The organism is Mesorhizobium sp. M0768, from assembly GCF_040320195.1.
In the GTDB taxonomy this organism is placed as follows: Bacteria; Pseudomonadota; Alphaproteobacteria; order Rhizobiales; family Rhizobiaceae; genus Mesorhizobium.
Map to the genome: position 1 here is coordinate 129098 of NZ_JAMYPD010000013.1, position 25037 is coordinate 154134.

Here is a 25037-nt window from a genome sequence, read left to right on the forward strand (position 1 = left end):
CTGGCATGCTGATTGCATACACTTCTTTCATTGAGGTGTTAACCGGCCCCAAAGGCCCCACAGAGGGAGCATTCAATGTCCGAGAGATTCATGCTTAGCCGCCGCGACCTGCTCAAGACCTCCGCCGCCGGAGCGGCGCTCGGCCTTGCGTCCGCATCGTTTCCGATCAGCAGGGCCTTCGCCGCGACGGCCACCGTCGGCTTCATCTATGTCGGGCCAAAGGACGATTACGGATACAACCAGGCGCATGCCGAAGGCGCCGCCACGCTGAAGGGGATCGAAGGCATTTCCGTCGTCGAGGAGGAGAACGTGCCGGAGACGGTCGACGTGCAGAAGACGATGGAATCGATGATCAATCTCGACGGTGCGTCGCTGATCTTCCCGACCTCGTTCGGCTATTTCGATCCGCACATGCTCGCCATGTGCGCGAAATTCCCCGACGTGCAGTTCCGCCATTGTGGTGGCATGTGGAACAAGGACAAGCATCCGATGAATGCCGGTTCCTATTTCGGCTATATCGGCATGGGCCAGTATCTGAACGGCGTCGTCGCCGGTCACACCAGCAAAACCAAGAAGCTCGGCTTCGTCGCGGCAAAGCCGATCCCGCAGGTGCTGCTCAACATCAATTCCTTCCTGCTCGGCGCGCGCTCGGTCGACCCGACCATCACCTGCCAGGTGATCTTCACCGGCGAGTGGTCGCTAGCGGTCAAGGAGGCCGAGGCCACCAATGCGCTGGTCGACCAGGGTGCCGACGTCATCACCTGCCATGTCGATAGCCCCAAGGTGGTGGTCGAGACGGCGGCCGGGCGTGGCGCCTTCGTCTGCGGCTATCATGCCAACCAGAGCCCGCTGGCGCCGGAAAAATACCTGACCGGCGCGGAATGGAACTGGGCCAAGGTCTACAAGATGTTCGTCGACGATCTGGTGGCCGGCACGCCGCTGCCCAATTTCACGCGCGGTGGCCTGGCCGACGGCTTCGTCAAGATGAGCCCGCTCGGCCCCGCTGTCGGCGAGGCCGCCCGCAAGCAGTTCGACGGCACGCTGGCCGAAATGATGAAAGGCGGCTTTTCCGTCATCAAGGGTCCGCTGAAGAGCAACAAGGGCGTCGTCGTCGCGACCGAAGGCCAGGCCTTCGCCGAGACCGCGCTCGAACTCGAAAGCATGGACTACCTGGTCGAGGGCGTCGTCGGTTCGACCGCCTGAACCGGATCGGAGACGGGGCCATGGCAGACACTGTCAGCACTGCGGGCGCACCGGCGCTGTTTGGCGCCAGGAATTATCCGGCGGCGCTCGAATGGGCGGCGCGGCGGGCGGAAGCCTTCGTCATACCGCTCGCGGCGCTGATCGTCGGCATGGCGCTGTTCAGCGTGTTCATCGCGCTGGTCGGCAAATCGCCGGTGCAACTCTACGAGACGATGTGGCGCGGCGGCTTCGGCTCGTGGTTCTCGATCCAGAACTCGCTGTCGCGGGCAGCACCGCTTTTATTGGCAGCGCTCTGCGTGGCGCTGCCGGCCCGGCTCGGCCTCGTCGTCATCGGCGGCGAAGGCGCGATCGTGCTGGGCGGCGTTGCCGCCGCCGCCATCGGCGTCGCGGCGAATGGCGCGCCGGCTTTTCTGGTCATCCTACTGATGGGCGTGGCGGGCGCGGTCGCCGGCGGCATCTGGATCGGTGCCGTCGGCGCACTCCGCCACTACCGCGCCGTCAACGAAACCATCTCCAGCCTGCTGATGGCCTATATCGCCATCGCGCTGATGAACCATCTGGTCGAAGGGCCGCTGCGCGATCCGGCTTCGCTCAACAAACCCTCGACCGAGCCGCTGGCGGATGCCTACCGCATCGGCAACATTCCAGGCATGGACGTGCACTGGGGCCTGGTCGTCGGCATTCTCGCCTGCGTCCTGTCCTGGCTGTTGATCGAAAAGACGCGCTGGGGGTTTGCCGCCCGCATCGCCGGCGGCAATGTCAGGGCAGCTCAGGTGCAAGGGCTTGCCGTCGGGCCGCTGATCGTCGGCTTCACCGGGCTCGCCGGCGGCTTTGCCGGGCTGGCCGGCATGCTGGAGGTCGGCGCCGTGCAAGGCAGCGCCAACGCCTCGCTCGCCGCCGGCTATGGCTATACCGGCATCCTCGTCGCCTTCCTCGCCCGCCACAATCCGCTCGCCATCATCCCGGTCGCTTTCCTGCTCGGCGGTATCGGCGCTTCCGGCGGGCTGATCCAGCGCCGCATGGACCTTCCCGACGCCACCGTGCTGGTGCTGCAAGGCATGCTCTTCGTCGTCATCCTGTTCAGCGAAACCTTTTACGGCCGCTTCAAGGTCTTCAATCCCGATCTGTGGAAGAGGGGCTCCTGATGGACGCGACCGAGATCGGCCTGTGGGGCGTGCCGCTCGCCATTCTCGGCGGCGCCATCCGCGTTTCGACGCCCTTCATCTTCGTCTCGCTCGGCGAAGCCATCACCGAGCGCTCCGGCCGCATCAATCTTGGCCTCGAAGGCACGCTGGTCTTCGGTGCGATGACTGCCTACGCCGTCGCGGTGATGACCGGCTCGCCATGGCTCGGCCTGCTGGCTGCCGCAGGTGCCGGTCTTTGCTTCGGGCTGTTCCACGGCTGGATCTGCAAATTCCGCGGGGTGAACGACATCGCCATCGGCATCGCGCTTATGCTGTTCGGCTCCGGTCTCGCCTTCTTCTTCGGCAAGCCATTCATCCAGCCCTCGGCACCAGACCTGCCGGCCCTCGCCTTCGGTGGCTGGTCGGATATCCCGCAGGTGCAGGCGGCGCTCAACGTCAACGTGCTGTTCCTGATCGGGGCCGCACTTGCGCTGTTCCTGTGGTGGGCCTTCCGCAACACCCGCGCCGGCCTGGTCGTGCGCGTCGTCGGCGACAGCTCCGATGCGGCGCGCGCCATGGGCCTCAATCCGAACACCGTGCGCCTGCTTGCGACAGGCGTCGGCGGTGCGCTCGCCGGCATCGGCGGCGCCTATCTGTCGCTTTATTACCCCGGCAGCTGGACCGAACGCATCTCGTCGGGGCAGGGGCTGATGGCGGTGGCGCTGGTCATCTTCGCGCGCTGGAACCCGCTTGGCTGCTTTGCCGCGGCACTGTTGTTCGGCGGCGCCGGCGCGCTGGGCCCGGCGTTGCAATCGGTCGGGGTGACGCAGGGCTACTATCTCTTCTACGCCGCGCCTTACATCCTCACGCTCATTATCATGATCGCCACATCGTCGCCGAACCGCTCGCTTGCCGGCGCGCCGGGCGAGTTGTCGATCACCAAATGACTGGAGTTTTTTCCGATGAACGCCAGAGCCGAGATCACCCAGCGCTACATCGATGCCGACCCCTATCCATGGCCCTATAATGGCGAGCTGCGGCCGGACAATACGGCATTGATCATCATCGACATGCAGACCGATTTCTGCGGGCCGGGCGGCTATGTCGATCATATGGGCTACGATCTTTCGCTAGTGCGGGCGCCGATCGAGCCGATCAAGTCGGTGCTCGCAGCCATGCGGGCCAAGGGCTACACCATCATCCACACGCGCGAGGGCCATCGGCCCGATCTCGCCGACCTGCCGGCCAACAAGCGCTGGCGCTCGCGCCGCATCAATGCCGGCATCGGCGACCCCGGGCCTTGCGGGCGCATCCTGGTGCGCGGCGAACCCGGCTGGGACATCATCCCCGACCTCTATCCGGCGGCTGGCGAGCCGATCATCGACAAGCCGGGCAAGGGCTCGTTCTGCGCCACCGACCTGGAGCTGATCCTGCACCAGCGCGGCATCGAAAACATCGTGCTGACCGGCATCACCACCGATGTCTGCGTCCACACGACGATGCGCGAGGCCAATGATCGCGGCTTTGAATGCGTCATGCTGGAGGATTGCTGCGGCGCGACCGATTACGGCAACCATCTCGCCGCGATCAAGATGATCAAGATGCAGGGCGGCGTGTTCGGCGCGGTGTCGAATTCGGTATCCTTCGTCGCGCAGCTGCCGTGAGGACACGATCTTGAGCGGAAGCATCGGCAAGAAAGCCGTCGGCGTCGAGACCATCGGCATGACCATGCGCTTCGGCGCCTTCACCGCGCTGGACGATGTCTCGATCAAGGTGCCGGCGGGATCGTTCCATGCGCTGCTCGGCGAAAACGGCGCCGGCAAGTCGACGCTGGTCAAATGCATGATGGGTTTTTACCATCCGACCGCCGGCGACATGCTGGTCGATGGCCGCGAGGTCGCGATCGCCAGTCCGAAGGATGCCTCGGCATTGGGGCTCGGCATGGTCTACCAGCATTTCACGCTCGTCCCGTCGCTGACCGGCGCGGAGAACCTGGTCATTTCGCGCGAGAAGGTGCCCGGCGTCATCGACTGGCGCAAGGAGCGCGCCGCACTTGCGCAATTCATGCAGCGGATGCCGTTCAAGCTGCCGCTCGACGTCAAGGTGGCGGAACTTGCGGCCGGCGAGAAGCAGAAGCTCGAAATCATCAAGCAGCTCTATCTCGGCCGCAGTTTCCTGGTGCTCGACGAGCCGACTTCGGTGCTCACTCCCGGCGAGGCACACGAAGTGCTTGGCCTGGTGCGCGACATGACCAGGACCGGCGACCTCACCGTGCTGATGATCTCGCATAAATTCCACGAGGTGACGGCCTTTGCCGACGATATCACCGTGCTGCGCAAGGGCAGGCTGACCGGAACCGGAAAGGTCTCCGAACTTTCCCACAAGCAGATGGCGGCGATGATGATCGGCGACCAACCGATCGCCGCACTCGACAGCCGCGCCCCGGTGCCGGCCGGCGCCAGACAGGTGCTGACGGTAAAGTCGCTGAAGGCGCCCGACCGCACCGGTTTGAAAACCATCGACATCGGCGAACTCGATGTGAAGTCGGGTGAGATCGTCGGCATTGCCGGCATCTCCGGCAACGGCCAGAAGGAGTTTCTCGAAGTCCTTGCCGGACAACGGGCGCGCAATGGCGGCGACGTTCTGGTGAAAGGCTCGCCCTATGGCGCCAGCCGCAGCGAGGCGCGCACGCTCAATGTCCGCTTCATTCCGGAGGAGCCGTTGCGCAATGCCTGCGCACCGAAGATGACGGTGGCGGAAAACATGGCCTTCCGGACCTTCGACCTCAACGAGGCCGGCAAGCCGGTCAACTGGATCAGGATGAGTGCGATCAGGGACTACGCGGCCCGCCTGGTCGAACAGTTCAAGGTCAAGACGGCATCGCTCGCTTCGCCGATTTCGTCGCTCTCGGGCGGCAATGTGCAGCGCGCCGTGCTGGCGCGCGAGCTGACCGGCGAGGTCGATTTGCTCATCGTGTCCAACCCCTGCTTCGGCCTCGACTTCTCTGCCGTCGCCGAAATCCGCGCCCGCATCATGAAGGCGCGCAACGCCGGTGCCGCCGTGCTCCTTATGTCGGAGGACCTTGATGAGCTGCTCGAGCTCTCGGACCGCATCTTCGTCATGTCGGATGGCGCGCTGGTCTATGAAACGCCGATCGCGCAGGCGAGCGTGCAGACGATCGGCGAGCACATGGCGGGACATCACTGATGGCGGAGATCGAGGCGCTGCCGTTTCCGTTTGTGTTCAAGCCTGAGGCGATGGCGCTGGTCGTCATCGACATGCAGCGCGACTTTGCCGAACCCGGCGGCTTCGGCGCCAGCCTCGGCAATGACGTCAGCCGGGTCACGGCGATCGTGCCGACGGTGAAGAGGCTGATCGCGGGGTTTCGCGCCGCTGGCCTGCCGGTGATCCACACGATGGAGTGCCACAAGGCAGACCTTTCGGATCTGCCGCCGGCCAAGCGCAATCGCGGCAATCCGTCGATCAGGATCGGCGATGTCGGGCCAATGGGTCGTGTGCTGATCATCGGCGAGCCGGGAACGGCGATCCTCGATGAACTTGCCCCACTGCCTGGCGAGATCGTCATCGAAAAACCCGGCAAGGGCGCGTTCTATGCCACCAGCTTCGGCGACGACCTCAAGCGGCTCGGCGCACAGCAGCTAGTCTTTGCCGGGGTGACGACGGAGGTCTGCGTGCAGACGACGATGCGCGAGGCCAACGACCGCGGCTATGAATGCCTTCTGGCGGAGGATGCCACTGAGAGCTATTTTCCGGAGTTCAAGGCGGCAGCCCTTGCCATGATCAGGGCGCAGGGCGCCATCGTCGGCTGGACGGCAACGACGGACCAGGTGCTCGAGGGACTTTCCAATGCCTAACGTCGCATACGCGGCTCTCATCCAAGGGGGCTGGCGTGATCTGCCATTCGAGCATTTTCGCGAAGGCATCACAGTGCATTGGCTGCTCAAGGGTGGGCCGATGGAACCGTCGGTCGCCATCCTGAACTACCGGGCTGGCGCCAGCGTGCCGCGTCATCGCCATGCCGGGCTGGAGACGATCATCGTGCTGGAAGGCACGCAGAGCGACGAGAACGGCGATCATGCCGCGGGCAGCGTGATCCTGAACCCGGTCGGAACCGAGCATTCGGTGTGGACCAAGGATGGCTGCGTCGTGCTCATCCAGTGGAACCTGCCGGTAGTCATTCTGGGCGAGGCCAAATGAGCGACATCCGCTTCGACATAGCGAGCCTGCACGTTGCCTATCAGGCCGGCGTCGGCATTGGCGAGGTGATCGATGTGGTCCATGCGCGGCTCGCGGCGGCCGATGACCCCGGCATCTTCATCCATCTGGCGAGCAGGGCGGAGTTGCTTGCCGAGGCGGAAAAGCTCGGCCCGTTCGATCCCGCGGCAAAGCCGCTGTGGGGCGTGCCGTTCGCGGTCAAGGACAACATCGATGTTGCCGGCATGCCGACCACGGCGGGTTGTGCGGAATATGCCTACTTGCCGGCGAAAGACGCCACCGTCGTCGCGCGGCTCAAGGCCGCCGGCGCGCTGGTTGTCGGCAAGACCAATCTCGACCAGTTCGCCACCGGCCTGGTCGGCGTTCGCACGCCCTATCCAATCCCGAGGAATGCGATCGACCCGAAACTGGTGCCGGGCGGTTCCTCGTGCGGCTCGGCCGTGGCGACGGCGCGCGGCATCGTCTCCTTCGCGCTCGGCACCGATACCGCCGGTTCGGGGCGCATACCCGCCGGCCTCAACAACATCGTCGGGCTGAAGCCGAGCGTCGGCGCGCTATCAGCCGCCGGCGTCGTGCCGGCCTGCCGGACGCTCGACTGCGTCTCGGTCTTCGCGCTCACCGTCGATGACGCCTATCACGTGTTCGAGGCGGCGGCGGCAAAGGACGACGCCGATCCCTATTCACGTGACCTCTGCATTCAGGCTCTTGCCGCGCGCCCGCCGGTGCTGACTGTCGGCGTGCCGGCCAGGGCCGACTGGACGTTCTTCGGCGACGAGGCGATGCAGGCGGGTTTCGAGGCCGCTCTTGCCTCGCTGGAGACGCTGGGCTGCCGGCTGGTCGAAATCCCGTTCGGTGATTTCTACGCCACCGCCACTCTGCTCTACGAAGGCGCCTGGGTGGCCGAGCGTTACGCCGCGATCAGGGACTTCATGGATGCCAACGAGGCCGCCATGCATCCGGTCACGCGGCAGATCATCGGCGGTGCGCGAAAACTTTCCGCTGCGGACGCTTTCAACGGGCTCTATGCCCTGCAAGGCTATAAGGCCAAGCTTGCGCCGGTCATCGCCTCGGTCGACGTTTTCTGCGTGCCGACCGCGCCGACGCACTACACAGTCGAAGCGGTGCTGGCCGATCCGATCGTCACCAACAGCCGGCTCGGCACCTACACCAACTTCGTCAATCTGCTCGACATGTGCGGCATTGCCGTGCCGAGCGGAACCCGTAGCGACGGTCTGCCGATGAGCGTCACCTTGCTTGCCGCGGCGGGCAAGGACCACCTGACTGCGTCGCTTGCGCGCGATGTCCATGCGGCAAGCGGCCTTGCGCTTGGTGCTATCGGTTGGCCGCAGCCGCAGCGCGGCGATGTTCTGGCGGGCGTGGATGAAGGCACGATCGAACTGGCCGTGGTCGGCGCGCATCTGTCGGGAATGGCGCTGAACGGCCAGTTGCAGCAGCTCGGCGCGATGTTCGCCCGGGCTGCAAGAACGGCGCCGCTCTATCGGCTTTACGCGCTCGCCGGCCAGTCGGTGTCGCGACCTGGGCTCGAGCGCACCTGCAACGGCAAGGGGACAGCGATCGAGGTCGAAGTCTGGCGGCTATCGCCGCAAGCCTTCGGCCGCTTCGTCGCCGCGATCCCGCCGCCGCTCGGCATCGGCACGCTTCTGCTCGATGACGGAACTTCGCCGAAAGGCTTCCTCGTCGAAAGTGCCGGTCTCACCGATGCAAAGGAGATTTCGCATTTCGGCGGCTGGCGCAATTTCATGGCGGGTCAGCTGCAGCGGAGCTGACGCTATCACTCGACCTTTTGCCGGAACTTCGAATGGCAGCTCGAGCAATCCTGCAAGATGAGATGCAGGAGGTGCTCCGCCGGCAATTTAGTGGGATCGGCTTCCGCGAGTGATGGTCGCTTGCCAAGCAGGCTGCCACCGCCCATTGCCAGGCCGGAACCCATTCTCATGCCGTCGGTGATATGCGGCGGTGCCCGCTCGGCGTCGGAGGCCAGGGCGCTGGCCAGCGTTCCGATATGACGAGCCAGTGCTTCGAACTCCGCGCGGGCGAGGTCGATATCCGGCTTGGCGCCTGAAGGCGCACCCAATGTCGCGCTGGGGAATTCGGCAATCAGGGCAGGCCCGGTGCGTGCGCGGATGGTCTCGGCCGCCGCCTTGAAGGCCGCGGCGTCGTACGCCTGCTTGCCGTCGAACATCCCGGCTATTGTCTTTGCGGCCTGGGCCATTTCCTTCATCGAGGCCTGGCGAGCCTGGATGACCGCATCACGACCCGAATGGGCGGCGGCGAGCACGACAGAGACGCAGGCAAGCGACAGGACCGCTATGATAGCTGCTCGTCTCATCGTTGGCACATAAGGAGCTAGAGAATTCTTGTGACCAGACTGTCCAGTCGGGAGTTCTCGCGATAGGCAAATCGGACCACAACGGCACCTAAGACGCCAGTGGTGGCACCGCCTATCACGTCGGTGAGATAGTGGGTGCCGATATAAATTCTCGACCAGCAGATCAGCAATGCCATGATGGAGAGGGCCAGCGTCCGGCGCGGCAGACCTTGCATTGCAAGAGCAGCAACAACCGCAAAGCTGGCTGTCGCGTGGTCGGAGGGAAACGACCAGTCGGCGCTGGGCGCAATCAGCAGATGCGTCACGCCGGCATCGTAGGGCCGCAGCCGGTGGACGAATAGCAAAATGAACTGATTGATCGCCAGACCGAGCAGGAACGCCAAGCCGGCGGACAAGGCAGCATGGCGCACATGGTAGCGGTCGGCCTTTGCCCACCATTGCAGGGCAACAGCCAGCACCATCAGCGGAACGCCGATTTGTGAGACGGCGATCATTGCCTTATCAAGAAAAGGGCTGATCCCGGCTGCCGCGTTGATCCAGTGGGTTAGAGCTGCATCCATCGTTTCTCGTTTCCGCTGTTGTCGATCGCAAGGTGAATTTTGTGAAAGCAGTAGACGAACGCCGCATCCATCAGATTTTCGAGCTCAGCATCTGGCTTAAAGGGGCGCATGCCCTGATCGAATGCGTGGGCGGGATCCTGCTTTATGTCGTCACCACCGACGCCATTGCCTCCTGGGTCAATACATTCACCCAAGAGGAATTGATCGAAGATCCGAACGATTTCATAGCTGGCTATCTGTCGCAGATGGCAAGCCACTTTTCCGTCGCCAGCAAGGAGTTTTATGCCTTCTACCTGCTTAGCCACGGCCTTATAAAACTGCTGCTCGTTGTCGGGCTTTTGAGAGGCAAGCTGTGGTCGTATCCGGCATCGCTTGCGGCGCTGGGCGCATTTATGTTCTATCAAGTCTACCGCTACTCCTACACTCATTCGTTCGGCCTGCTTGTCCTGACCGTATTCGATGCTGTCGTCATGGTGCTGATCTGGCATGAATGGAAGGTCGTGCGGCAGCACAAGCCGGCATGACAGCGAAGTTTGCACGTCAGCCGCTCCGATTTTCAATCCACCTCACTGGGCGACGCCTTGTCCTGCCAGCTCGTCGATAATCGGGCAATCCGGCCGCTCGTCGCCGTGGCAGTGACTGACCAATTGGTGAAGCAAGCCGCGCAATCCGACCAGTTCGGCGATCTTCCTGTCGACCTCGACCAGCTTGGCTTTCGCGATCGCCTTCACGTCGGCGCTGTCACGTTCCCTGTCCTGGTACAGCGACAGCAGCTGGCGGCATTCGTCGACCGAAAACCCCAGGCTTCGCGAGCGCTGCAGGAAGCGCAGCCGGTGAATATCGGCCGTCGAGTAATCACGATAGCCATTGTCCGTCCGGGCCGGGTGCAAGAGCCCGATATCCTCGTAGTAACGGATCGTCTTGGCCGGCAAGCCGGATTTTTCGGATGCGACGCCGATGTTCATGGTGGAAATCTCCTTTGTCGGAGGAAATAGACCTTCCAGTAGATGGAAGGTCAACATGATGTGGCGATTTTGGATGCCTGACGCAACCGCCCGCCCGCTCCAACCGTTTGCCTGCCAGTACATACTGAACCTTCGGGAAGAAATCGGTCCTCGGAAACGTTTTTACCGAACAGTGCTCAAAACCCGGTGTTCGACACCGGGTGCCGATGAGCAAAGACCCTCCGGCGCTGGCTCGACGCAACACCGTGCAGACGCCGAGGAGACAGAACATGCCCGTCAAGGCCTATATCAACCGGATCGCGACAGCGGTGCCGGAGTACGAGGTTCATCAATTCTACCTGCGTTTCGCGGCCTCCATGCTCGCGGCCGATCGCCGGAGGATATTCGAACGCATGGCCGATCTTGCCGGCATCGAGCACCGATATTCCTGCTTTGCGCCGGCGTCCGACCCCGACGGACCGTCCGCCGACCTGGCCGGAACCTTCATCCGGGGCGCGTTTCCCGGAACGGCGGCGAGAATGGCGATGTTCGACGATGCCGCACCTGTTCTGGCGCAAAAGGGCATCGACGGATTGCAGCTTGGCGACGACGCTTCCCGCATCACCCATTTGATCGTCACCACCTGCACCGGCTTTTCGGCGCCGGGCATCGATCTCGAGCTGGTTGCGCGTTGCGGGCTGCCGAACGGGATCGAACGCACGATGATCGGGTTCATGGGTTGCTATGCGGCGATCAACGGCCTCAAGCTGGCCCGCCACATCGTCCGCTCCGACCCGCAGGCCAAGGTCCTGCTGGTCAATATCGAGCTCTGCACGATGCATCTGCGACAGACCACCGAGCTGGAAAAACTGCTGTCGTTCTGCCTTTGGGGCGACGGCTGCGCGGCTGCGCTCATCACTGCCGAGCCGGCCGGCATCGAGCTCGATAGCTTTCACTGTCTGGTGGCGAGGGAACGGCGGGACCTGATGCGCTGGAACATTCGCGACCACGGCTTCGAAATGGTTCTTTCCGGCCAGGTGCCGGCAGCGATTCATGAAGCATTGCGGAACAGCCAGGCCGCCATGCTCGGCGGCCGGCCGACCGAGGCAATCGACCTTTGGGCCGTGCATCCGGGTGGACGTTCGGTGCTCGACGCCGTCGAAAGGGCCCTGGAACTGGAGCCCACCGCGCTGGAACCATCGCGCGAGGTGTTGCGCCAGTATGGGAACATGTCGTCGGCGACCGTCATGTTCGTGATGAAGGAGATGCTGAAGGCGCCACCCGGCCTGCTCGGTTGCGGCATGTCGTTCGGACCCGGGCTGACGGCCGAAACCATGCTCTTTCGAACGGTGTCATGAGCGGCCTGGAGCACCGGCAGCTTGCGCCGGAAATCCTCGACGGACTTGCGGCCGACGATCCGCGAGCGCTGGCCGCGCGCCGCGACCTTCGGCGCATCAATATGCTGATGTTTCAGGTGCCGATCATGACGTCGTTGCTCAGGAGGTTTGTGCCAAAGCCGCCACGCCGCATTCTGGAGATCGGCGCCGGCGATGGCTCCTTCATGCTGACGGTGGCGCGGCGCATGACCAGGCATTGGCCCGGGGTCGAACTGGTGATGCTCGACCGCGTCGGCCTCCTCACCGCGCAATTGCGCGGCGATTTTGACCGGCTGGGATGGAGGGCGGAAGGCGTCACCGCCGATGTCTTCGACTGGGCAGGAAAGATCGAGGGCGCGCGGTTCGACGCCGTCACCGTCAATCTGTTTCTGCATCATCTCGACGATGCGCAACTCGTGCGTCTATTTTCGCTGATCGGGCCGAAAGCCCCGTTGCTCATTGCGACAGAGCCGCTGCGGGCGAAATTGCCGCTGGCCGCGACCCGTCTTCTGCCGGCAATCGGCGCCAACGACGTCACACGAAACGACGCGGCGCAAAGCGTGCGTGCCGGCTTTCGCGGCAGCGAGCTTTCCGGTCTCTGGCTTGCGGCCAACGGCAAACCGGTCGAGGAACGACGCGCCGGCCTGTTTTCCCACATTTTCGTCGGCGCCAGCGCCGGCAACGACCCATGACGGGATTGTCGACCCATGACGCGATCATCATAGGCGCCGGCCCGGCGGGCACATCCGTCGCGCTCACGCTGGTCCGGCGCGGATGGGCTGTGGCAATTGTGGAAAAGAGTGCGTTTCCACGCCGCAAGGTCTGCGGCGAATACATCTCGGCAAGCAATCTTGCGCTTCTCGACCGGCTCGAGATCGGCGATGCCTGGCGTACCAATGCCGGCCCCGAAATCCGCCGCGTCGGCCTGTTTTCCGGCGAGACCTGCGTCGAGGCGGCAATGCCTGGTGCAGGAGCTGGGCCTCGTGCGAAAGATGGCTTTGGCCGGGCGCTCGGCCGGGACATTCTCGACTCTCTGCTTCTACAGGCAGCGCGATCGGCGGGTGCCGAAATCTTTCAACCCTGCCGCGCCGTCGCCATCGAGCCGGACGGTGGGATGCAAAGGGTGCGAATTCAGGCCGGGGATGAAGCGGCGATATTGCGAGCGCCGGTGATTGTCGCCGCACACGGCTCGTGGGAACCGGGACCATTGCCCAGCCAGCTCGCAAAGGCCAATCGCCCGTCGGACCTGCTCGGCTTCAAGGCGCATTTCACCGGGTCGTCCCTGCCGCCGGATTTGATGCCTCTGCTGGCCTTCCCCGGCGGCTATGGCGGCATGGTTTCGGCGGATCATGGCCGGTTGTCGATCTCGTGCTGCATCCGGCGCGATATGCTCGCGCGGCTGCGTAAACAATATGGCACCAAACAACGGAGTCACGTGTCGGCCGCCGATGCGGTCTCGCGCCATCTCGTGGACTCGTGCCGAGGCGTCAGGAACGCCCTGGAACCGGCTCTCCTCGACGGTTCGTGGCTTGCCGCAGGTCCGATCCGGCCGGGAATTCGCTCGTGCTACGAAGAGGACATCTTCCGCGTCGGCAATGCAGCTGGAGAGTCTCATCCTGTCATCGCCGAGGGCATCTCGATGGCGCTTCAGTCCGGCTGGCTGCTGGCTTGCGAACTCGCATGCGCGCCAAGTGGCCGGGCAGGGCGCGAGGCTGCCGCCACACGCTACGGGGCGGCCTGGAAAAGACTGTTCTCGACACGGGTCTACGCCGCCGCGGCCGTTGCCGGAATTGCCCTTCGCCCCGGCAGCGCCACCTTGATGGCAGCGATCGTCCGGAATTTCCCGCAGACACTGACGCTGGGCGCGCAACTGAGCGGCAAGACCAAGCCGGTTCCCGGCTTCGTCTAGGCGACATAGCGGTCCCATGAGCCGTAGTGCTCCTTGCTTCGGCGCCCCCGAGGCAGGCTGAGGCCGATCACAACTAGCCCTGCAACGGCATTGTTCAATGTCGAACCTCTGGTCGCGCCGTCGAGCAGCCAGGGCGCTGCGATCAGCCATAACCCGAACGGCAGGTTGAGGAAACGCAATGGCCGTGCCACCTCGGCCATGGCGCAGACCGCGATCGTGATGATCATGGCGCCCGAGAGGTGATCGCTGTTTGCAATGGCGCCAGCCGTGCCGAAGACCAGCCGCGAGACCATCAGCCAACCGCCGACGATACAGCATGCGACCAGCGTCCATGGAAACGTGACACCGCGAATGGCTGCGGCGGACTGTGCGGCAAGCGCGGCGGAAAAGCCGGGATCGTTCTTGTCCGCCTCGCCGTTCGGCTCCGGCCCGCCTTGGAAAAAGGTGCGCCAGAACGGACGGTCTGCCCGCACGCTGCGCAGCATGTACTGGCCCATGGCGACCACCTCGTCCAGCGTCAGCGGGATCATGACCAGCATGGCCGCCGCCGCGATCAGGCACAGTGTGCAATAGGTGCCGATCATGATCGGCTGGATGATGATGAAGAAGATCGAGACGCCGCCCAGCGGCACCACCAGGATGAAGAAGAAGGTCACCATCCAGGGCATGGTGCGCCAGCGGGTCGCCGTGCCCATCGCGCCCATCAGGGTTTCGATCATATAGGCCACGGCGCCAAGCCCGGCATCAGCGACTGGCCAGGCTCGAGAAACGTCGGATGTGATGATGAATTCCGTGCCGTTCCTGCCGTCTCCGCCGGGGAAGAACGGCTCCCAGACAGCACCCACATGGCCGAGCTGGTAGGCAGTGAGATAGCGGGCGATAAGGAAACCGAAGAAACCGAGCGCGATGATCGGCAGGCGCTGCAGCCAGGATGACGGCGAGTAGGTCCAGCCGGGCGGAACGGTGCTCTCGTCCATCATCCCTTCGTGGCTCATGCCCGGCATCATCGGGACGAGCACCGAGAAAGTGATGGCCAGCGCGCCGACGATCGTGTCGTTCATGGTGGCGGCGGCGCTCGGCGTCCAAAAGAACAGCGGCGCGAACAGCAGCCATAGGCCGGCGATCGTCGTGCCCCATTGCGCCCAGGAAAAACGCGGCGACAGTGCGAGCCCGCCAAACAGCATCAGCAGCAAGCCCGAGACAATGTCGCTCCAGCCGGTGAGCGCGTTGCGCAGCACCGGTTCCCACAGTCCACGCTCTTGCGTGACGTCACGCACAGTGCCGGCCGCCGCCGGATCGAACAGCGCGAACTGAAGCGGGCTGGTGAGGAGCCACACGCCAAGCGTGATGACCAGGAAATGAGCCCAGAGCATCTGCTTGCCCATCCCCGCCATCTCGGCCATGTGTCCGGGTTTCATCTTGTCGTGTTTGGCCTCGAACGCCTTGTCTTTCTCTCGCGCTTTTGTTCCGCTGCCGGCCACCTTGGCGGCGTTGAGCTTGTTGGCCCGATACCAGCCGGCGGGATCTGCCTTGAGCGCGTCGACGATCCGCGGCAACGTCTCGCGCAGGGAATGCCGGGGCTGCCAGCCGAGGACATTGCGGGCACGGCTGATATCGATCGCGTAGTGGTCGTCGGCGATATCGACCATCCAGGGACGAACGAATGATTCTTCGCCCAGCACGTCCTGTTGGACCCAGGCACCCGCCTTGGCGAGCGCCTTCGGCACCTCCCGTGTCTCCCAGTTCTCGCCACGGATCAACCGACCAATCTCGGCTTGAAGTTCGCCGTAGCCCATGACCTCAGGCTCGCCGAGAAGCAGCGCCAGCTCCGTGGGAAGTTTCTTGCGCCGATCTATAAGGCGCGCCACCGCCTCGATGAGGTCTTCCAGATGCAGGAACGACTGCCCGGTGCGCAGGTCACCCGGATATACATGCCCGGTCGGATCCTCTTCGTAGATACGCGCAATCTGATTGGCGAGGAATGCGTTACGGCCAAGATCATCATAGACGCCGGCCGGCCTGGCATAGACGACAGGGATCGCCCCGTGCTGCTCATGGATCAGGCGCTCGGTCTCGATCTTCGAGGTGCGGTAGGGTAGGTTCGATTCGAGCGGCCAATCCTCATCGATGATGTCGCCTGGTCGGCCAGCCTTGTGCGCCAGCATCGAACTCATGAAGACAAACTGCTCGACCTCAAATTGTTTCAGGGCGCGCAGGAGCTTCTCGGTGCCGCCAACCGTAATCTTTTCGTAGAGCGGGTTCCGTTCGCCTGTGAGATCGAAATAGGCCGCAAGATGGATCACCGAGGCGAGGCGGGCGCCATAGCCCGTCCGCACGCGCGCCAAGCCGGCTGCCACGGCGTCCTCCGATGTCAGGTCGATGCAGACGCACTCCGCGGCCGGCGGCGGCTGACGCGTCGCCGCCCGGTCGAGGCCGACGAGAGCAAACCGGTCGGCGAAGCTGTTGACCAGAGCCGAGCCGATGAAGCCGGTGCTGCCGGTAACAATAACCGTGTCTTTGCGCTTCGCCATCCAGACCTCATAGCCGGCGATTTGCCACTCCTGAGAGGGCCGAAGGCGACAGACGTTAAGAGCCGGAGGGCCGGACCAGTTCCGACGCCGACCCGATGACGCTGCTGCTTCCGGTGACGCCTACAACTTTCCGTCCTTTTTGCTCTTTTGACCCCGACTGCCTATGCCGTCAGGTTCGCAAATATTTGACCAGCGCCGCGATCGCGAGCACGAGGGTGACAAGCACCAGGACCCAAATGAGCGCCATGCCGCCCATCATCCACATTGAACCGTCCATCATCATTACAATCATCCCTCCCGCCGCCGCTGCCACCGGCGATTGCGAGGGGAACTAGTTCGCCATGTACGCCCGTCAAGGCGAACTCGATCAGCCCACGAAGGCGGTGGCTTGACGGTCAATCAGGGCATGTTCAATGCTATCGACGAACGAGTTCATAGTAGGCTTCGGCCAAAACATGCTGGCCGTGCGGTAACTCGGGAATGGCAGGGCTTTGATCCAGTGCCTCCAGCGCTCGCAGCAAATGCTCCGCGACATCTGATCTGCCTTGCCGATATGCCTCTCTGAACAGGGCCAGTAGCTGCCTTTCGAAATTCATGGTTCGGTCCGCCATTGGAAGATCTCCGGAAGTTGGCAATGAGCCTAACCGTTCCAGCCACCGGAAGGTCAAGCGCTCCTTTCAAGAAGCTAGAACAGGTTGAGAGCGCTTGTTGAACCGCATCCGAGGCGTCGCCCGGCTCTACTCTCCACCGCCGCAGCCGTCGGAGAGATCCCAGACGTCGACGACCTGCTTGCCGGTGAAACCGTGCTCGCGGATCAGGAACTTCGCCAGCCCGCCATACACTTTCCAGCGCCAGCATTGACAGCAGCATGGGCCTTTCTCGTTGGAATTGGCCATCGCATAGTCGTAGGCCTGCTGCTCTTCGCCGGAGAGTTTCACATCGTAGTAGGGAATCAATTTTTGGGCGATGCCAGCCGGAATGTCGTATGGATCGACGGGGATCATGGCGATATCGCGATACTTGGTCAGCCCATTCAACTGCTCGATGTAGCGCTTCATTTCCATCGGGCTGCAACATGAGCCCTTGATCCGCGACGTGCTTGGCATGGTTGCGATCGACTCCGTGAATTTGGCCGAACACGTGCTGTTGCCATTTTCGCTGAGGTCTTTGAAGCGACCCGCCATACCGGGGTCTTCCGCAGCGATTGCCAAATCCGGTTCGTTGACAAAGCCGGCAACCATCGCGGCGCCGAAAACACCGCCGAAAACAACCATTCGTCTGTTTGGGGACATTGTCCGGACCATGACTAATTCCTTTCCCGGTCTTCAGCCGATGCGCGTGAATATTGGAAACTGTTCGAGCAGCCAGAACGAGAATGTCGACATCCGTCCGGTGACCATGGCGAGCCCCATGACGACCATGATACCCCCGGCGGCGAACTGCAACATCGAGCCGGTCCGGCGCATCGCCTTCAGCCGCCGCGCCAGACTGTCGGTGAACAGAGCGGCAAGCAAGAAGGGAAGGCCGAGGCCGAGCGAATAGACGGCGAGCAGCGTCACGCCTTCGGCGACGGTGGCCGACGCGGCGCCGACGGTCAGGATGGCGCCGAGGATCGGGCCTATGCACGGGGTCCAGCCGAAGGCGAAGGCGAGGCCGAGAACATAGGCCGACGTCGCCTTGCCACCGGGCATATCGGCATGAAATCTCGCTTCGCGCATCATCCAGGATGGGCGAAGCAGACCGGTGAGGAACAGGCCGAACAGGATGACGATCGCACCGCCGGCAAGGTTGAGCTCGATGCGGTGGCGGAGCAGCAATCGGCCGAGCGCCGTGGCGCTGGCGCCTAGCACGATGAAGACGGTCGAGAACCCGAGCACGAAACAGAGGCTCAAAGCGGCCGCCGACAGGCGCGCCGACCCGTCCATCGGCGTCCTGCCGGCGACATAGGACACATAGCCCGGCACCAGCGGCAGCACGCAAGGAGAGAGAAACGAGACGATGCCAGCCACGAAGGCGGTCAGCACGCCGATGTTGGAGAGTTCGGGCATCGGTCAATTGTTCCCGCTTGCCGGCGTTACTTCTTCAGGGCCCTTGCCTGCCCGATCAATTTCTTCATCGAAGCAAGATCGGTCGCGCCTTGAAAAATCTGGTCGCCGACGACGAAAGTCGGCGTTCCGGCGATTTTCAGCGCCTGAGCCAGTTTCGCATTTTGGTCAATCGCCGCTTGGATGTCCGGATGCTGCATATCGGTCTTCAAGCGAGGGACGTCGAGGCCGACCTCGGCCGCGATCCTGAGAACGATCGTCTCGTTCACCCGGCTCTTGGCGTCATACAGGGCCTTGTGGAACTCCGCATATTTGCCCTGCATCTGAGCCGCGAGCGCTGCCTTGGCCGCAAATACGGAATCAGGGCCGAGGATGGGGAATTCCTTGTAGACGATGCGCAACTGCGGGTCGTTGGCCGCGGCTTGCGCCATGATCGGCGCCACTTGGCGGCAATAAGGGCAATTATAGTCGAAGAATTCGGCCATGGTGACGTTGCCTTGCGCATTGCCGCCGACGGGGCTTTGCTTGTCGCGGAAAATGTCGTCCGCGCGCGACGCCAGAACCGCCTTTACCTGGGCCGCCTCGGCCTCGCGCTGGCGCTGATCCAGGCTTTGCAGCGCCTGCACCAGGACTTCGGGATGGGCGAGGATATAGTCGTGGATGCGCTGGTCGATTTGGTCCTGGGACATTCCGCCAGCCGCCATCGCCGATCGCCCGGCGCCCTGAAGGCCCGGATTTAGCAGGAACCATCCGGTCACGGCGGCAAGCAGCAGGGCGCGGACAAGCCAGCTCCCATATCGGTTTGCCTGTTTTACGCTGATCGTCATATGCATCTCTCCTTGTTCTCCGTCGAGGCGCCCGGTCGGCATGCCGCCGGCGAAATTGCGCGTCAAAAGAAGTTTTTCAATTTTGCCAGCCAGCCTTCGTCCGGCTCCCCACCCGTTTCCTGTTCATGGTGCGGACGCTCGACGCCGTTGGTGAGCGCGTTGACGAAGGTGACAAGATTGACCGGCGCGAAATCCAGGCCGTGAAAATTGGCGCGCCACCGGCCTTCCTTGTCGATGACATGAGTGACGATGCCGTGCGCCTGAATGCCGTCATCTGTCTTGCTGAATCTGTGGCCGAAGGCTTCCGCCAGCTTGCGGGTCGCGTCCTCCGGCTGATCGGGTGTCGTGGTCAGGAACAACCAATTGACCGGATCGAGCCCGTGCGCCGGCCCGTAGCTGCGCAGCACGTCCGGCGTGTCCCGCGTCGGGTCAGTGGTGATAGTCACGAAGGTGACCTGGTCCTTCATCGGCGTGGCGTTCACCATCGCCTGGATCTCGGCGATCTTCTCGGCGTGGAGCGGGCATACGTCCGTGCACGACGTGTAGACGAAGTGGAGGACGACGACCTTGCCATGCAACTCGGTCGGCCGCACGATACGCCCCTCAGCGGTGCGCAGGGTGAAATCGGGTATCGGCTTATCAATCGGCTGGAAATACTTCTCGTCGCCCTTGAGCATGGCGTCGACTTCATCGAGCGAATGCGCCTGCGCGCCGTGAAAAAGCCCGAGGATCAGCGCCGCCAGTGCGATCAGGCCGCACAGCAAGCGCGTGCCCAAAGTCGGCGAGAGCGCTTGCCGCTCGTTTTGGGTCTGGATAGGCATCAACCGCTGCCTTTCGTGGTGCCTTCCCCATCCGCTTTTGGGGCAGCGTTTTCCGTTTGGCAGGTGCGGCCTGTCATCCGGTTCATGCACAGGCCGAGCGCGCACATGGCCACGCAAGGCAGGACGCTGAGCAGCAGTGGCGCAATGCCCGCGGCGACCAGCCATGTCCAGTTGAAGGCGAGGCCGGCGACGGCAATGACCATGCCGGCAGCGATTAGTCCGCGCCGGTCACCGAGATAGTGGCGGATGGCGTGAAGAATGCTGCGGCCGAGCGAAGCCTGCGAGGTTTGGGGCGATTCTGTTGTGGTCATGTCATTTCCTTTCTCAGTTGGCCCCGAAATGGCTGCGGATGAACGCCATCATTTCGGGTGAATCCCATTCGGCTGGGCCGATCAGCCGGCCGATTTCCTTGCCCTCGCGGTCGATCAGCAAAGTCATGGGAAGGCCGAGGGCGCCGAGCGTGAACATCGCCTTGCCCGTTGTGTCGATGTTGAGGGCGAGATGCTCGACGCCGATCTCGGCGAAGAACTTTTTCACGATGTCCGGACCGCCGCGATCCATCGACAGCGCGATGACCTCGAAGTCCGGTCCGCCGAGCTTGGCTTGCAACCGGTCGAGCGTCGGCATTTCCTTGCGGCAGGGAGCGCACCATGTCGCCCAGATGTTGAGCAGCAGGACCTTGCCGTGGAAATCCGCAAGCGTTTTCGGTTGACCGTCGGCGTCCTGAAAGCTGATTTCCGGCACGGGGACGGGAGCCTCATGAACGGCGAAGTCCTGCGGCGGCTCGACGGCCGATGCGGGCTGCGCCACCGCGAGCAAGGCGCCGAAGAGTGCGAGAGCGAGCATCTTCACGGTTGCCGCTCCTTCGCCTCGGCCCTCAGGCGCTCGACGAGCGGCATGATCGTTTTCTCAAGGGCCTCTTCCGTCACCGCGCCAATGTGCTTGTAGACAATGCGGCCGTCGGCACTCACGACAAAGGTTTCCGGTATGCCGTAGACGCCCCAATCGATGGAGACGCGGCCGTTCAGATCCGCGCCGGTACGCGTATAAGGATCGCCCATCGTGTCGAGCCATTGTGCGGCGTCATCGGGCCTGTCCTTGTAGTTGAGCCCATGCAGCGGCACCGTCTTGCTCGCCGCCAGTTGTATGAACACAGGATGTTCCTCGCGGCAGGCCAAGCACCAGGATGCGAAGACGTTGACCAGCGAAACGTCGCCCCGCAGGTCACCGCTCGACAAACCAAACGTGCGACCCTGGACCGGCGGCAGGCTGAATTGGGGCACCGGCTTGCCGATCAGCACCGATGGAATGTCGGACGCATTGCGCGTGAGCCCCCAGGCGAGCAACACGGCCAGCCCGACGAAAATCATCACGGGCAGGACGACCAGTAATCGTCGAAGCAAGGCGCGCCGAACGGCTGCCGGTCCCGCATCGGATTGAATGTCACCGCTGGTCATGATGCACCCGGCCGATTGTGGTCCGACGACCCGTCAGCACGTATCTTGCGAGTGCTGCGACGGCGAGCACCAGAACCAGCAGCACGAGGAAACCGGCAACGGACAGGAAGGTCATCGCAAGCCAGGTTCTGGCCGGACAATCGGAAATATCGGTCAACATCGCGGTGCCTTTCACTCCGTCGCGTAGACGGTCGGCGCCTTGCCGTCCTTGGTGAAAGCATAGATCGTCCAGGTCCCGTCTTTCTCGCCGCCCATGCCGGGCGCGCCCGTCGGCATGCCGGCCAGCGTGATGCCGGTGATTGCTGGCCTTTCGGTCAAAAGCTTCTTGACGATCTTGATCGGCACTAGGCCGTCGACGACATAGCCGTCGACCATCAGCGTATGGCAGCCTTGCAGGTCGGCCGGCACGCCGGCATCGCCGCTAATCTGCGAGAGGTTGTTGACCGGCCTGATCTCGACCTTGAAGCCATTGTGCTCCAAATAGTTAGCATAGGATTCACAGCAGCTGCATTGCGGGTTCTTGTACATCACCGCTTCGATCGTCGCGGCGACGGCCGGAAGGGGCATGGCGATCGCGACGGCGAAGGCCGCAAGCGAGTAGGTCAGTTTCATGGCAGTCTCCTCGGGTTCCAGAAATTCATCGCCGGCCGTCACTGCGTCGCGTAGACGGTCGGCGCCTTGCCGTCCTTGGTGAAGGCGTAGATCTTCCAGGTCTCGGTCTTCTTGCCGCCCATTCCCGGCGAGCCCATCGGCATGCCGGCCATGGCGATGCCGGTGATTTGAGGCCGTTCCGTCAGCATCTTCTTGACCAAGTCGACCGGCACGAAGCCGTCGACCACGTAGTCGCCGATCACCACCGAATGGCAGCCTTGCAATTGCGCGGGAACGCCGAGCCCAGCGCTTATCTGGCTGAGGTCGTTGGTCGGCTTGAGCTCGACCTTGAAGCCGTTCTGTTCGAGATAGGCGGCGTAGGTCTCGCAGCAGCTGCAGCTCGGGTTCTTGTACATCACCGCCTGGATCGTTGCGGCGAATGCAGGCATCGGCATTGCGATTGCGACCGCGAGAGCGGCGATTGAGTAGGGCAGTTTCATTTGCAGTTCTCCTTGGGTGATTGGGTGGCGAAAAATCAGGTCACGCGGAAGACGGTCATCAGACCCGCCATCTGGTGGTCGGCGACATGGCAGTGCAGCATCCAGTCCCCGGGATTGTCGGCGACGAAGGCGCATTCGATCACATCCTTGGGGGCGAGCAGCACCGTGTCCTGCCATTGGCGGTGCGGCACCGGCGAACCGTTGCGCGAGATGACCGACAGGCTGAAGCCGTGGACATGCATCGGGTGCCACCAGGCGGTTTCGTTGCGCATGGTGAGATGGCAGGTCACACCGCGTTTCAGCGTGAACTGCGGCGCCATGCCGGCATGGCCGTCGCCGGTCATCGACATGCCGTTGATCGCCCAGGCCGCACCGCCGTTCATGCCCATCATCCCCATGCCCATCATGCCGCCGACGCCCTTGAGCTTGCCGCCGCCCATCATGCCGCCCTGCAGCACGATTTCCTGGCGCTCGGCGCCAGCGAGGTCGGGTTGGGGCAGAGGGTTGCGCGGCAGGCCGGCTGGCGCGTCGAGCGGATGCGCCCTGATCGGCGGCGCTGCGTCATAGGCCAGCGTGGTCATCGTATAGGCGAGGCCGTCGTAGAAATCGTCGATCACCGCGTGGCGGCTGCCGGGGTGGCCCTGCATGTCGAGCACGATGTCGATGCGCATGGCGGGCGCCAGCACCAGGCGACCGCCCTCCGGTTCATGCGGATCGCAGGGCTGGCCGTCGATGGCGACGACGACCGGACGGTGGCCTTCGAAGCGCAGCGCCATCATGCGGGCAAGCGAGGCATTGGCGAGCCGCAGCCTGACGCGCTCGCCGGCTTTCACGCCCCGATCGCCTGGCCCCGTGCCGTTGACGGTGACGACATTGCCGACGCGGCCCGACATCGACGCATCCATGGCGCTGCCGAAGCCGCCGGCGATCTGCCCATCGGCCGCAAGCCGCCAGTCCTGCAGCAGCCACAGAATGTCACGGTCGACGGCGACCGGCTCGACCTCCTCGACGACCAGTGCGCCGGCAAGGCCTCGGCCGAGCTGGACCAGGCTGTCGGCGTGCGGATGGTACCAGAAGGTGCCGGCGTCCGGCGGGGTGAATTCATAGATGAAACTTTGCCCCGGCCCGATCGGCTTCTGGGTCAGGCCCGGCACGCCGTCCATGGCGTTTGCCAGGCGAATGCCGTGCCAGTGGACGGTCGTATCCTCGTCGAGACCGTTCTCGACAGTGATGCGGACCGGCTGGCCTTGCCGCAGGCGCAGGGTCGGGCCGGGAATTGTGCCGTCATAGGCCCATACCGTGGTTTGCGGACCACCTGCGTCGATTAACCGGGCATGGGCTGGCGCGACCTTGATACGGCGCTCATCAACTGCGGCTGCCCGCGCCGGGCGCATCGACGTCGAGACGGCGACGCCCGCCGCCGCAAGCAGGAACCCGCGGCGCGACAGGAAAAGACTGGAATTGCTATTCACCCTTACGTTCCTTGCGATCTCGATCGACGGCGAGCGTCGACTGATTGCTTGTCCGCGCCCGTCGCGCATCAACGCGAGCGGGCGACCGGACGCCGGACATCAGCCGTGGGACGGCTGAAACGGCGTCAGACGAGAGCGCTGGCTCTGGGAGGGTATGGGTCGGGCAGGGAACTTCGCCCGTGCAGGAACGGCGCCGGCAGCGGCGATATTTGCGACGGCAGCGGGATTGTCACCATGTCGAGCTTCTGCGGCAGCAACGCAAGCGCCGGGGCAATGCAGGTCGGCGGGCAGTATATCCCCTTGCCGTCACCGCCGGCACCCTTGAGGCACCCCTTGCAGTCACCCTTCATGGCGGCATCGGCCATCTTGTCCATGCCGGGCCCCGCAGGCATGGTCATGCCATCGCCGGCAGCCATGCCGGCCGTCATCGTTGCCGACATGATGCTGGCCTGTGCACCGGACAGGCTGAGCCCCACGGTCAGGAAGACCGCGAGCAGCGTGACAAGCATGTGTTTTGGCGACAGCCGAGCCAACATCTGCTCAGGCTGACCGCAAAGTACGGTTTTTGCAAGTGCCAATGCTGTGACATAGCGACCAAGGGGAGCCAATCAGTGCCGGGCATGCTCGCATTTATCGTGATCCGCCAGCACCTCGATGACACGGCATTCGCAGACTTTTCCGTGCCGGCAGCCTTCGACCATATGCTCCAGCTCGGCTTTCAATGCTGTAAGGCTGCGTATCCGCTGAACCACGTCGGCCAGATGCGCCTGGGCAATGGCGTCGGCGGTCGCACAAGGCTGGCTGGGATTATCCTGCAGCGTCAGCAGCGCCCTGATGGCTTCGATCCCGAACCCCAACTCGCGCGCGTGCCTGATGAAGGCGAGCCGGCGCAAGTCTGCCGCTTCATACTGCCGGCGATTGGCTTCGCTGCGGGCAACGGCAGGAACCAACTCTATCTGCTCATAGTAGCGGATGGTTGGAACCTTCACGCCGCTGTATCGGGCCGCTTCACCGATGGTCATACCTGCTGGCATTTTCGCTTGCTCCTCTAGTCGCTAGAGGATGTAGCGTCGCGCTCGAAGATACAAGAG

At 63.5% G+C, this 25037-nt stretch carries 30 protein-coding genes; 12 read left to right on the forward strand and 18 right to left on the reverse strand.

Features of this window, described 5'->3' with window-relative positions:
* Positions 1–75 precede the first annotated feature (75 nt).
* Genes NKI08_RS18340 through atzF form a run of 8 tightly spaced genes read left to right on the forward strand, consistent with a single transcriptional unit; the run spans position 76 to position 8350 of the window.
* Positions 76–1203, forward strand: a complete 1128-nt coding sequence (locus NKI08_RS18340) for a BMP family ABC transporter substrate-binding protein (protein ID WP_352473233.1) — start codon at positions 76–78, stop codon at positions 1201–1203.
* A gap of 20 nt (positions 1204–1223) precedes the next feature.
* Positions 1224–2348 carry an ABC transporter permease gene (locus NKI08_RS18345; RefSeq protein ID WP_352452345.1) on the forward strand — a complete coding sequence of 375 codons (1125 nt, stop codon included), beginning with the start codon at positions 1224–1226 and terminating at the stop codon, positions 2346–2348.
* Positions 2348–3274, forward strand: a complete 927-nt coding sequence (locus NKI08_RS18350) for an ABC transporter permease (protein WP_352452344.1) — start codon at positions 2348–2350, stop codon at positions 3272–3274. The genes NKI08_RS18345 and NKI08_RS18350 overlap by 1 nt, the downstream gene beginning before the upstream one ends.
* A 15-nt stretch (positions 3275–3289) precedes the next feature.
* Positions 3290–3991 (forward strand): biuret amidohydrolase, encoded by a 702-nt coding sequence (gene biuH, locus NKI08_RS18355; protein WP_352452343.1) that lies wholly within the window; start codon positions 3290–3292, stop codon positions 3989–3991.
* Between the two features lie 10 nt (positions 3992–4001).
* Complete coding sequence (locus tag NKI08_RS18360; RefSeq protein WP_352617359.1) at positions 4002–5534, forward strand: ABC transporter ATP-binding protein; 1533 nt, start codon at positions 4002–4004, stop codon at positions 5532–5534.
* Entirely contained in the window at positions 5534–6202 is a 669-nt protein-coding gene (locus tag NKI08_RS18365; RefSeq protein WP_352771278.1) for a cysteine hydrolase family protein, read from the forward strand. Before NKI08_RS18360 ends, NKI08_RS18365 begins: the two co-directional genes overlap by 1 nt.
* Entirely contained in the window at positions 6195–6545 is a 351-nt protein-coding gene (locus NKI08_RS18370) for a cupin domain-containing protein (protein ID WP_352501326.1), read from the forward strand. Before NKI08_RS18365 ends, NKI08_RS18370 begins: the two co-directional genes overlap by 8 nt.
* The gene (gene atzF / locus NKI08_RS18375) at positions 6542–8350 is read left to right on the forward strand and encodes an allophanate hydrolase (RefSeq protein ID WP_352771280.1); all 1809 of its coding nucleotides are present in this window, start codon (positions 6542–6544) and stop codon (positions 8348–8350) included. Before NKI08_RS18370 ends, atzF begins: the two co-directional genes overlap by 4 nt.
* A 5-nt stretch (positions 8351–8355) precedes the next feature.
* On the opposite strand, the gene NKI08_RS18380 is transcribed toward atzF, so the two are convergent.
* On the reverse strand, positions 8356–8913 hold the full coding sequence (locus NKI08_RS18380; protein ID WP_352771282.1) for a cytochrome c: 558 nt from the start codon (positions 8911–8913) through the stop codon (positions 8356–8358).
* Between the two features lie 17 nt (positions 8914–8930).
* Positions 8931–9473 (reverse strand): phosphatase PAP2 family protein, encoded by a 543-nt coding sequence (locus tag NKI08_RS18385; RefSeq protein WP_352501323.1) that lies wholly within the window; start codon positions 9471–9473, stop codon positions 8931–8933.
* A 41-nt stretch (positions 9474–9514) separates the two neighbouring features.
* Here NKI08_RS18385 and NKI08_RS18390 point away from each other — a divergent pair, with 41 nt between their 5' ends.
* Positions 9515–9997: a DUF2127 domain-containing protein gene (locus NKI08_RS18390; protein WP_352452336.1), complete on the forward strand. Its 483-nt coding sequence runs from the start codon at positions 9515–9517 to the stop codon at positions 9995–9997.
* A gap of 42 nt (positions 9998–10039) precedes the next feature.
* Here NKI08_RS18390 and cueR read toward each other — a convergent pair whose 3' ends face one another.
* Positions 10040–10438 carry a Cu(I)-responsive transcriptional regulator gene (cueR, locus tag NKI08_RS18395; RefSeq protein ID WP_352473250.1) on the reverse strand — a complete coding sequence of 133 codons (399 nt, stop codon included), beginning with the start codon at positions 10436–10438 and terminating at the stop codon, positions 10040–10042.
* A 269-nt stretch (positions 10439–10707) separates the two neighbouring features.
* On the opposite strand from cueR, the gene NKI08_RS18400 reads away from it, so the two are divergent.
* From NKI08_RS18400 to NKI08_RS18410, 3 genes are read left to right on the forward strand one after another with little or no spacing between them, the layout of a single operon-like run.
* Positions 10708–11775: a type III polyketide synthase gene (locus NKI08_RS18400; RefSeq protein ID WP_352771285.1), complete on the forward strand. Its 1068-nt coding sequence runs from the start codon at positions 10708–10710 to the stop codon at positions 11773–11775.
* Positions 11772–12485, forward strand: coding sequence for a methyltransferase domain-containing protein (locus NKI08_RS18405; protein WP_352771287.1), 714 nt, complete (start codon positions 11772–11774; stop codon positions 12483–12485). The genes NKI08_RS18400 and NKI08_RS18405 overlap by 4 nt, the downstream gene beginning before the upstream one ends.
* Positions 12482–13702, forward strand: coding sequence for an NAD(P)/FAD-dependent oxidoreductase (locus NKI08_RS18410; RefSeq protein WP_352771289.1), 1221 nt, complete (start codon positions 12482–12484; stop codon positions 13700–13702). Before NKI08_RS18405 ends, NKI08_RS18410 begins: the two co-directional genes overlap by 4 nt.
* On the opposite strand, the gene NKI08_RS18415 is transcribed toward NKI08_RS18410, so the two are convergent.
* From NKI08_RS18415 to NKI08_RS18485, 15 genes are all read right to left on the reverse strand, one after another.
* Positions 13699–16233 carry an NAD-dependent epimerase/dehydratase family protein gene (locus tag NKI08_RS18415; protein WP_352771291.1) on the reverse strand — a complete coding sequence of 845 codons (2535 nt, stop codon included), beginning with the start codon at positions 16231–16233 and terminating at the stop codon, positions 13699–13701. The genes NKI08_RS18410 and NKI08_RS18415 overlap by 4 nt on opposite strands.
* Positions 16234–16649: 416 nt before the next feature.
* Complete coding sequence (locus tag NKI08_RS18420) at positions 16650–16844, reverse strand: hypothetical protein (protein WP_352473255.1); 195 nt, start codon at positions 16842–16844, stop codon at positions 16650–16652.
* A 126-nt stretch (positions 16845–16970) separates the two neighbouring features.
* On the reverse strand, positions 16971–17537 hold the full coding sequence (locus NKI08_RS18425; protein ID WP_352473256.1) for a hypothetical protein: 567 nt from the start codon (positions 17535–17537) through the stop codon (positions 16971–16973).
* 21 nt (positions 17538–17558) lie between these two features.
* Positions 17559–18281, reverse strand: a complete 723-nt coding sequence (locus tag NKI08_RS18430; protein WP_352473258.1) for a cytochrome c biogenesis CcdA family protein — start codon at positions 18279–18281, stop codon at positions 17559–17561.
* A 26-nt stretch (positions 18282–18307) separates the two neighbouring features.
* The gene (locus tag NKI08_RS18435; RefSeq protein WP_352542788.1) at positions 18308–19105 is read right to left on the reverse strand and encodes a DsbA family protein; all 798 of its coding nucleotides are present in this window, start codon (positions 19103–19105) and stop codon (positions 18308–18310) included.
* A 62-nt stretch (positions 19106–19167) separates the two neighbouring features.
* On the reverse strand, positions 19168–19881 hold the full coding sequence (locus NKI08_RS18440) for an SCO family protein (protein WP_352771294.1): 714 nt from the start codon (positions 19879–19881) through the stop codon (positions 19168–19170).
* 44 nt (positions 19882–19925) lie between these two features.
* Positions 19926–20237, reverse strand: a complete 312-nt coding sequence (locus tag NKI08_RS18445) for a hypothetical protein (RefSeq protein WP_352771296.1) — start codon at positions 20235–20237, stop codon at positions 19926–19928.
* A 13-nt stretch (positions 20238–20250) separates the two neighbouring features.
* On the reverse strand, positions 20251–20772 hold the full coding sequence (locus NKI08_RS18450; protein WP_352771325.1) for a TlpA family protein disulfide reductase: 522 nt from the start codon (positions 20770–20772) through the stop codon (positions 20251–20253).
* A gap of 2 nt (positions 20773–20774) precedes the next feature.
* The gene (locus NKI08_RS18455) at positions 20775–21383 is read right to left on the reverse strand and encodes a DsbE family thiol:disulfide interchange protein (RefSeq protein ID WP_352771298.1); all 609 of its coding nucleotides are present in this window, start codon (positions 21381–21383) and stop codon (positions 20775–20777) included.
* Positions 21370–21543, reverse strand: a complete 174-nt coding sequence (locus NKI08_RS18460; RefSeq protein ID WP_352473265.1) for a hypothetical protein — start codon at positions 21541–21543, stop codon at positions 21370–21372. The genes NKI08_RS18455 and NKI08_RS18460 overlap by 14 nt, the downstream gene beginning before the upstream one ends.
* An 11-nt stretch (positions 21544–21554) precedes the next feature.
* Positions 21555–21995 carry a DUF411 domain-containing protein gene (locus NKI08_RS18465; protein WP_352771301.1) on the reverse strand — a complete coding sequence of 147 codons (441 nt, stop codon included), beginning with the start codon at positions 21993–21995 and terminating at the stop codon, positions 21555–21557.
* A 38-nt stretch (positions 21996–22033) separates the two neighbouring features.
* Positions 22034–22474 (reverse strand): DUF411 domain-containing protein, encoded by a 441-nt coding sequence (locus NKI08_RS18470; protein ID WP_352771303.1) that lies wholly within the window; start codon positions 22472–22474, stop codon positions 22034–22036.
* Between the two features lie 35 nt (positions 22475–22509).
* On the reverse strand, positions 22510–23946 hold the full coding sequence (locus NKI08_RS18475; RefSeq protein ID WP_352771305.1) for a multicopper oxidase family protein: 1437 nt from the start codon (positions 23944–23946) through the stop codon (positions 22510–22512).
* A gap of 125 nt (positions 23947–24071) precedes the next feature.
* Positions 24072–24455 (reverse strand): hypothetical protein, encoded by a 384-nt coding sequence (locus tag NKI08_RS18480; protein ID WP_352501311.1) that lies wholly within the window; start codon positions 24453–24455, stop codon positions 24072–24074.
* Between the two features lie 99 nt (positions 24456–24554).
* The gene (locus NKI08_RS18485) at positions 24555–24968 is read right to left on the reverse strand and encodes a MerR family transcriptional regulator (RefSeq protein WP_352771306.1); all 414 of its coding nucleotides are present in this window, start codon (positions 24966–24968) and stop codon (positions 24555–24557) included.
* Between the last annotated feature and the right edge of the window lie 69 nt (positions 24969–25037).

What these genes read in the sequence shown, in the direction of transcription:
- NKI08_RS18340 (WP_352473233.1), top strand. Translation starts at nt 76, where the DNA reads ATGTCCGAGAGATTCATGCTTAGCCGCCGCGACCTGCTCAAGACCTCC.
- NKI08_RS18345 (WP_352452345.1), top strand. Translation starts at nt 1,224, where the DNA reads ATGGCAGACACTGTCAGCACTGCGGGCGCACCGGCGCTGTTTGGCGCC.
- NKI08_RS18350 (WP_352452344.1), top strand. Translation starts at nt 2,348, where the DNA reads ATGGACGCGACCGAGATCGGCCTGTGGGGCGTGCCGCTCGCCATTCTC.
- biuH (WP_352452343.1), top strand. Translation starts at nt 3,290, where the DNA reads ATGAACGCCAGAGCCGAGATCACCCAGCGCTACATCGATGCCGACCCC.
- NKI08_RS18365 (WP_352771278.1), top strand. Translation starts at nt 5,534, where the DNA reads ATGGCGGAGATCGAGGCGCTGCCGTTTCCGTTTGTGTTCAAGCCTGAG.
- NKI08_RS18370 (WP_352501326.1), top strand. Translation starts at nt 6,195, where the DNA reads ATGCCTAACGTCGCATACGCGGCTCTCATCCAAGGGGGCTGGCGTGAT.
- atzF (WP_352771280.1), top strand. Translation starts at nt 6,542, where the DNA reads ATGAGCGACATCCGCTTCGACATAGCGAGCCTGCACGTTGCCTATCAG.
- NKI08_RS18380 (WP_352771282.1), bottom strand. Translation starts at nt 8,913, where the DNA reads ATGAGACGAGCAGCTATCATAGCGGTCCTGTCGCTTGCCTGCGTCTCT.
- NKI08_RS18385 (WP_352501323.1), bottom strand. Translation starts at nt 9,473, where the DNA reads ATGGATGCAGCTCTAACCCACTGGATCAACGCGGCAGCCGGGATCAGC.
- cueR (WP_352473250.1), bottom strand. Translation starts at nt 10,438, where the DNA reads ATGAACATCGGCGTCGCATCCGAAAAATCCGGCTTGCCGGCCAAGACG.
- NKI08_RS18400 (WP_352771285.1), top strand. Translation starts at nt 10,708, where the DNA reads ATGCCCGTCAAGGCCTATATCAACCGGATCGCGACAGCGGTGCCGGAG.
- NKI08_RS18405 (WP_352771287.1), top strand. Translation starts at nt 11,772, where the DNA reads ATGAGCGGCCTGGAGCACCGGCAGCTTGCGCCGGAAATCCTCGACGGA.
- NKI08_RS18410 (WP_352771289.1), top strand. Translation starts at nt 12,482, where the DNA reads ATGACGGGATTGTCGACCCATGACGCGATCATCATAGGCGCCGGCCCG.
- NKI08_RS18415 (WP_352771291.1), bottom strand. Translation starts at nt 16,233, where the DNA reads ATGGCGAAGCGCAAAGACACGGTTATTGTTACCGGCAGCACCGGCTTC.
- NKI08_RS18420 (WP_352473255.1), bottom strand. Translation starts at nt 16,844, where the DNA reads ATGGCGGACCGAACCATGAATTTCGAAAGGCAGCTACTGGCCCTGTTC.
- NKI08_RS18425 (WP_352473256.1), bottom strand. Translation starts at nt 17,537, where the DNA reads ATGGTCCGGACAATGTCCCCAAACAGACGAATGGTTGTTTTCGGCGGT.
- NKI08_RS18430 (WP_352473258.1), bottom strand. Translation starts at nt 18,281, where the DNA reads ATGCCCGAACTCTCCAACATCGGCGTGCTGACCGCCTTCGTGGCTGGC.
- NKI08_RS18435 (WP_352542788.1), bottom strand. Translation starts at nt 19,105, where the DNA reads ATGACGATCAGCGTAAAACAGGCAAACCGATATGGGAGCTGGCTTGTC.
- NKI08_RS18445 (WP_352771296.1), bottom strand. Translation starts at nt 20,237, where the DNA reads ATGACCACAACAGAATCGCCCCAAACCTCGCAGGCTTCGCTCGGCCGC.
- NKI08_RS18450 (WP_352771325.1), bottom strand. Translation starts at nt 20,772, where the DNA reads ATGCTCGCTCTCGCACTCTTCGGCGCCTTGCTCGCGGTGGCGCAGCCC.
- NKI08_RS18455 (WP_352771298.1), bottom strand. Translation starts at nt 21,383, where the DNA reads ATGACCAGCGGTGACATTCAATCCGATGCGGGACCGGCAGCCGTTCGG.
- NKI08_RS18460 (WP_352473265.1), bottom strand. Translation starts at nt 21,543, where the DNA reads ATGTTGACCGATATTTCCGATTGTCCGGCCAGAACCTGGCTTGCGATG.
- NKI08_RS18465 (WP_352771301.1), bottom strand. Translation starts at nt 21,995, where the DNA reads ATGAAACTGACCTACTCGCTTGCGGCCTTCGCCGTCGCGATCGCCATG.
- NKI08_RS18470 (WP_352771303.1), bottom strand. Translation starts at nt 22,474, where the DNA reads ATGAAACTGCCCTACTCAATCGCCGCTCTCGCGGTCGCAATCGCAATG.
- NKI08_RS18480 (WP_352501311.1), bottom strand. Translation starts at nt 24,455, where the DNA reads ATGCTTGTCACGCTGCTCGCGGTCTTCCTGACCGTGGGGCTCAGCCTG.
- NKI08_RS18485 (WP_352771306.1), bottom strand. Translation starts at nt 24,968, where the DNA reads ATGACCATCGGTGAAGCGGCCCGATACAGCGGCGTGAAGGTTCCAACC.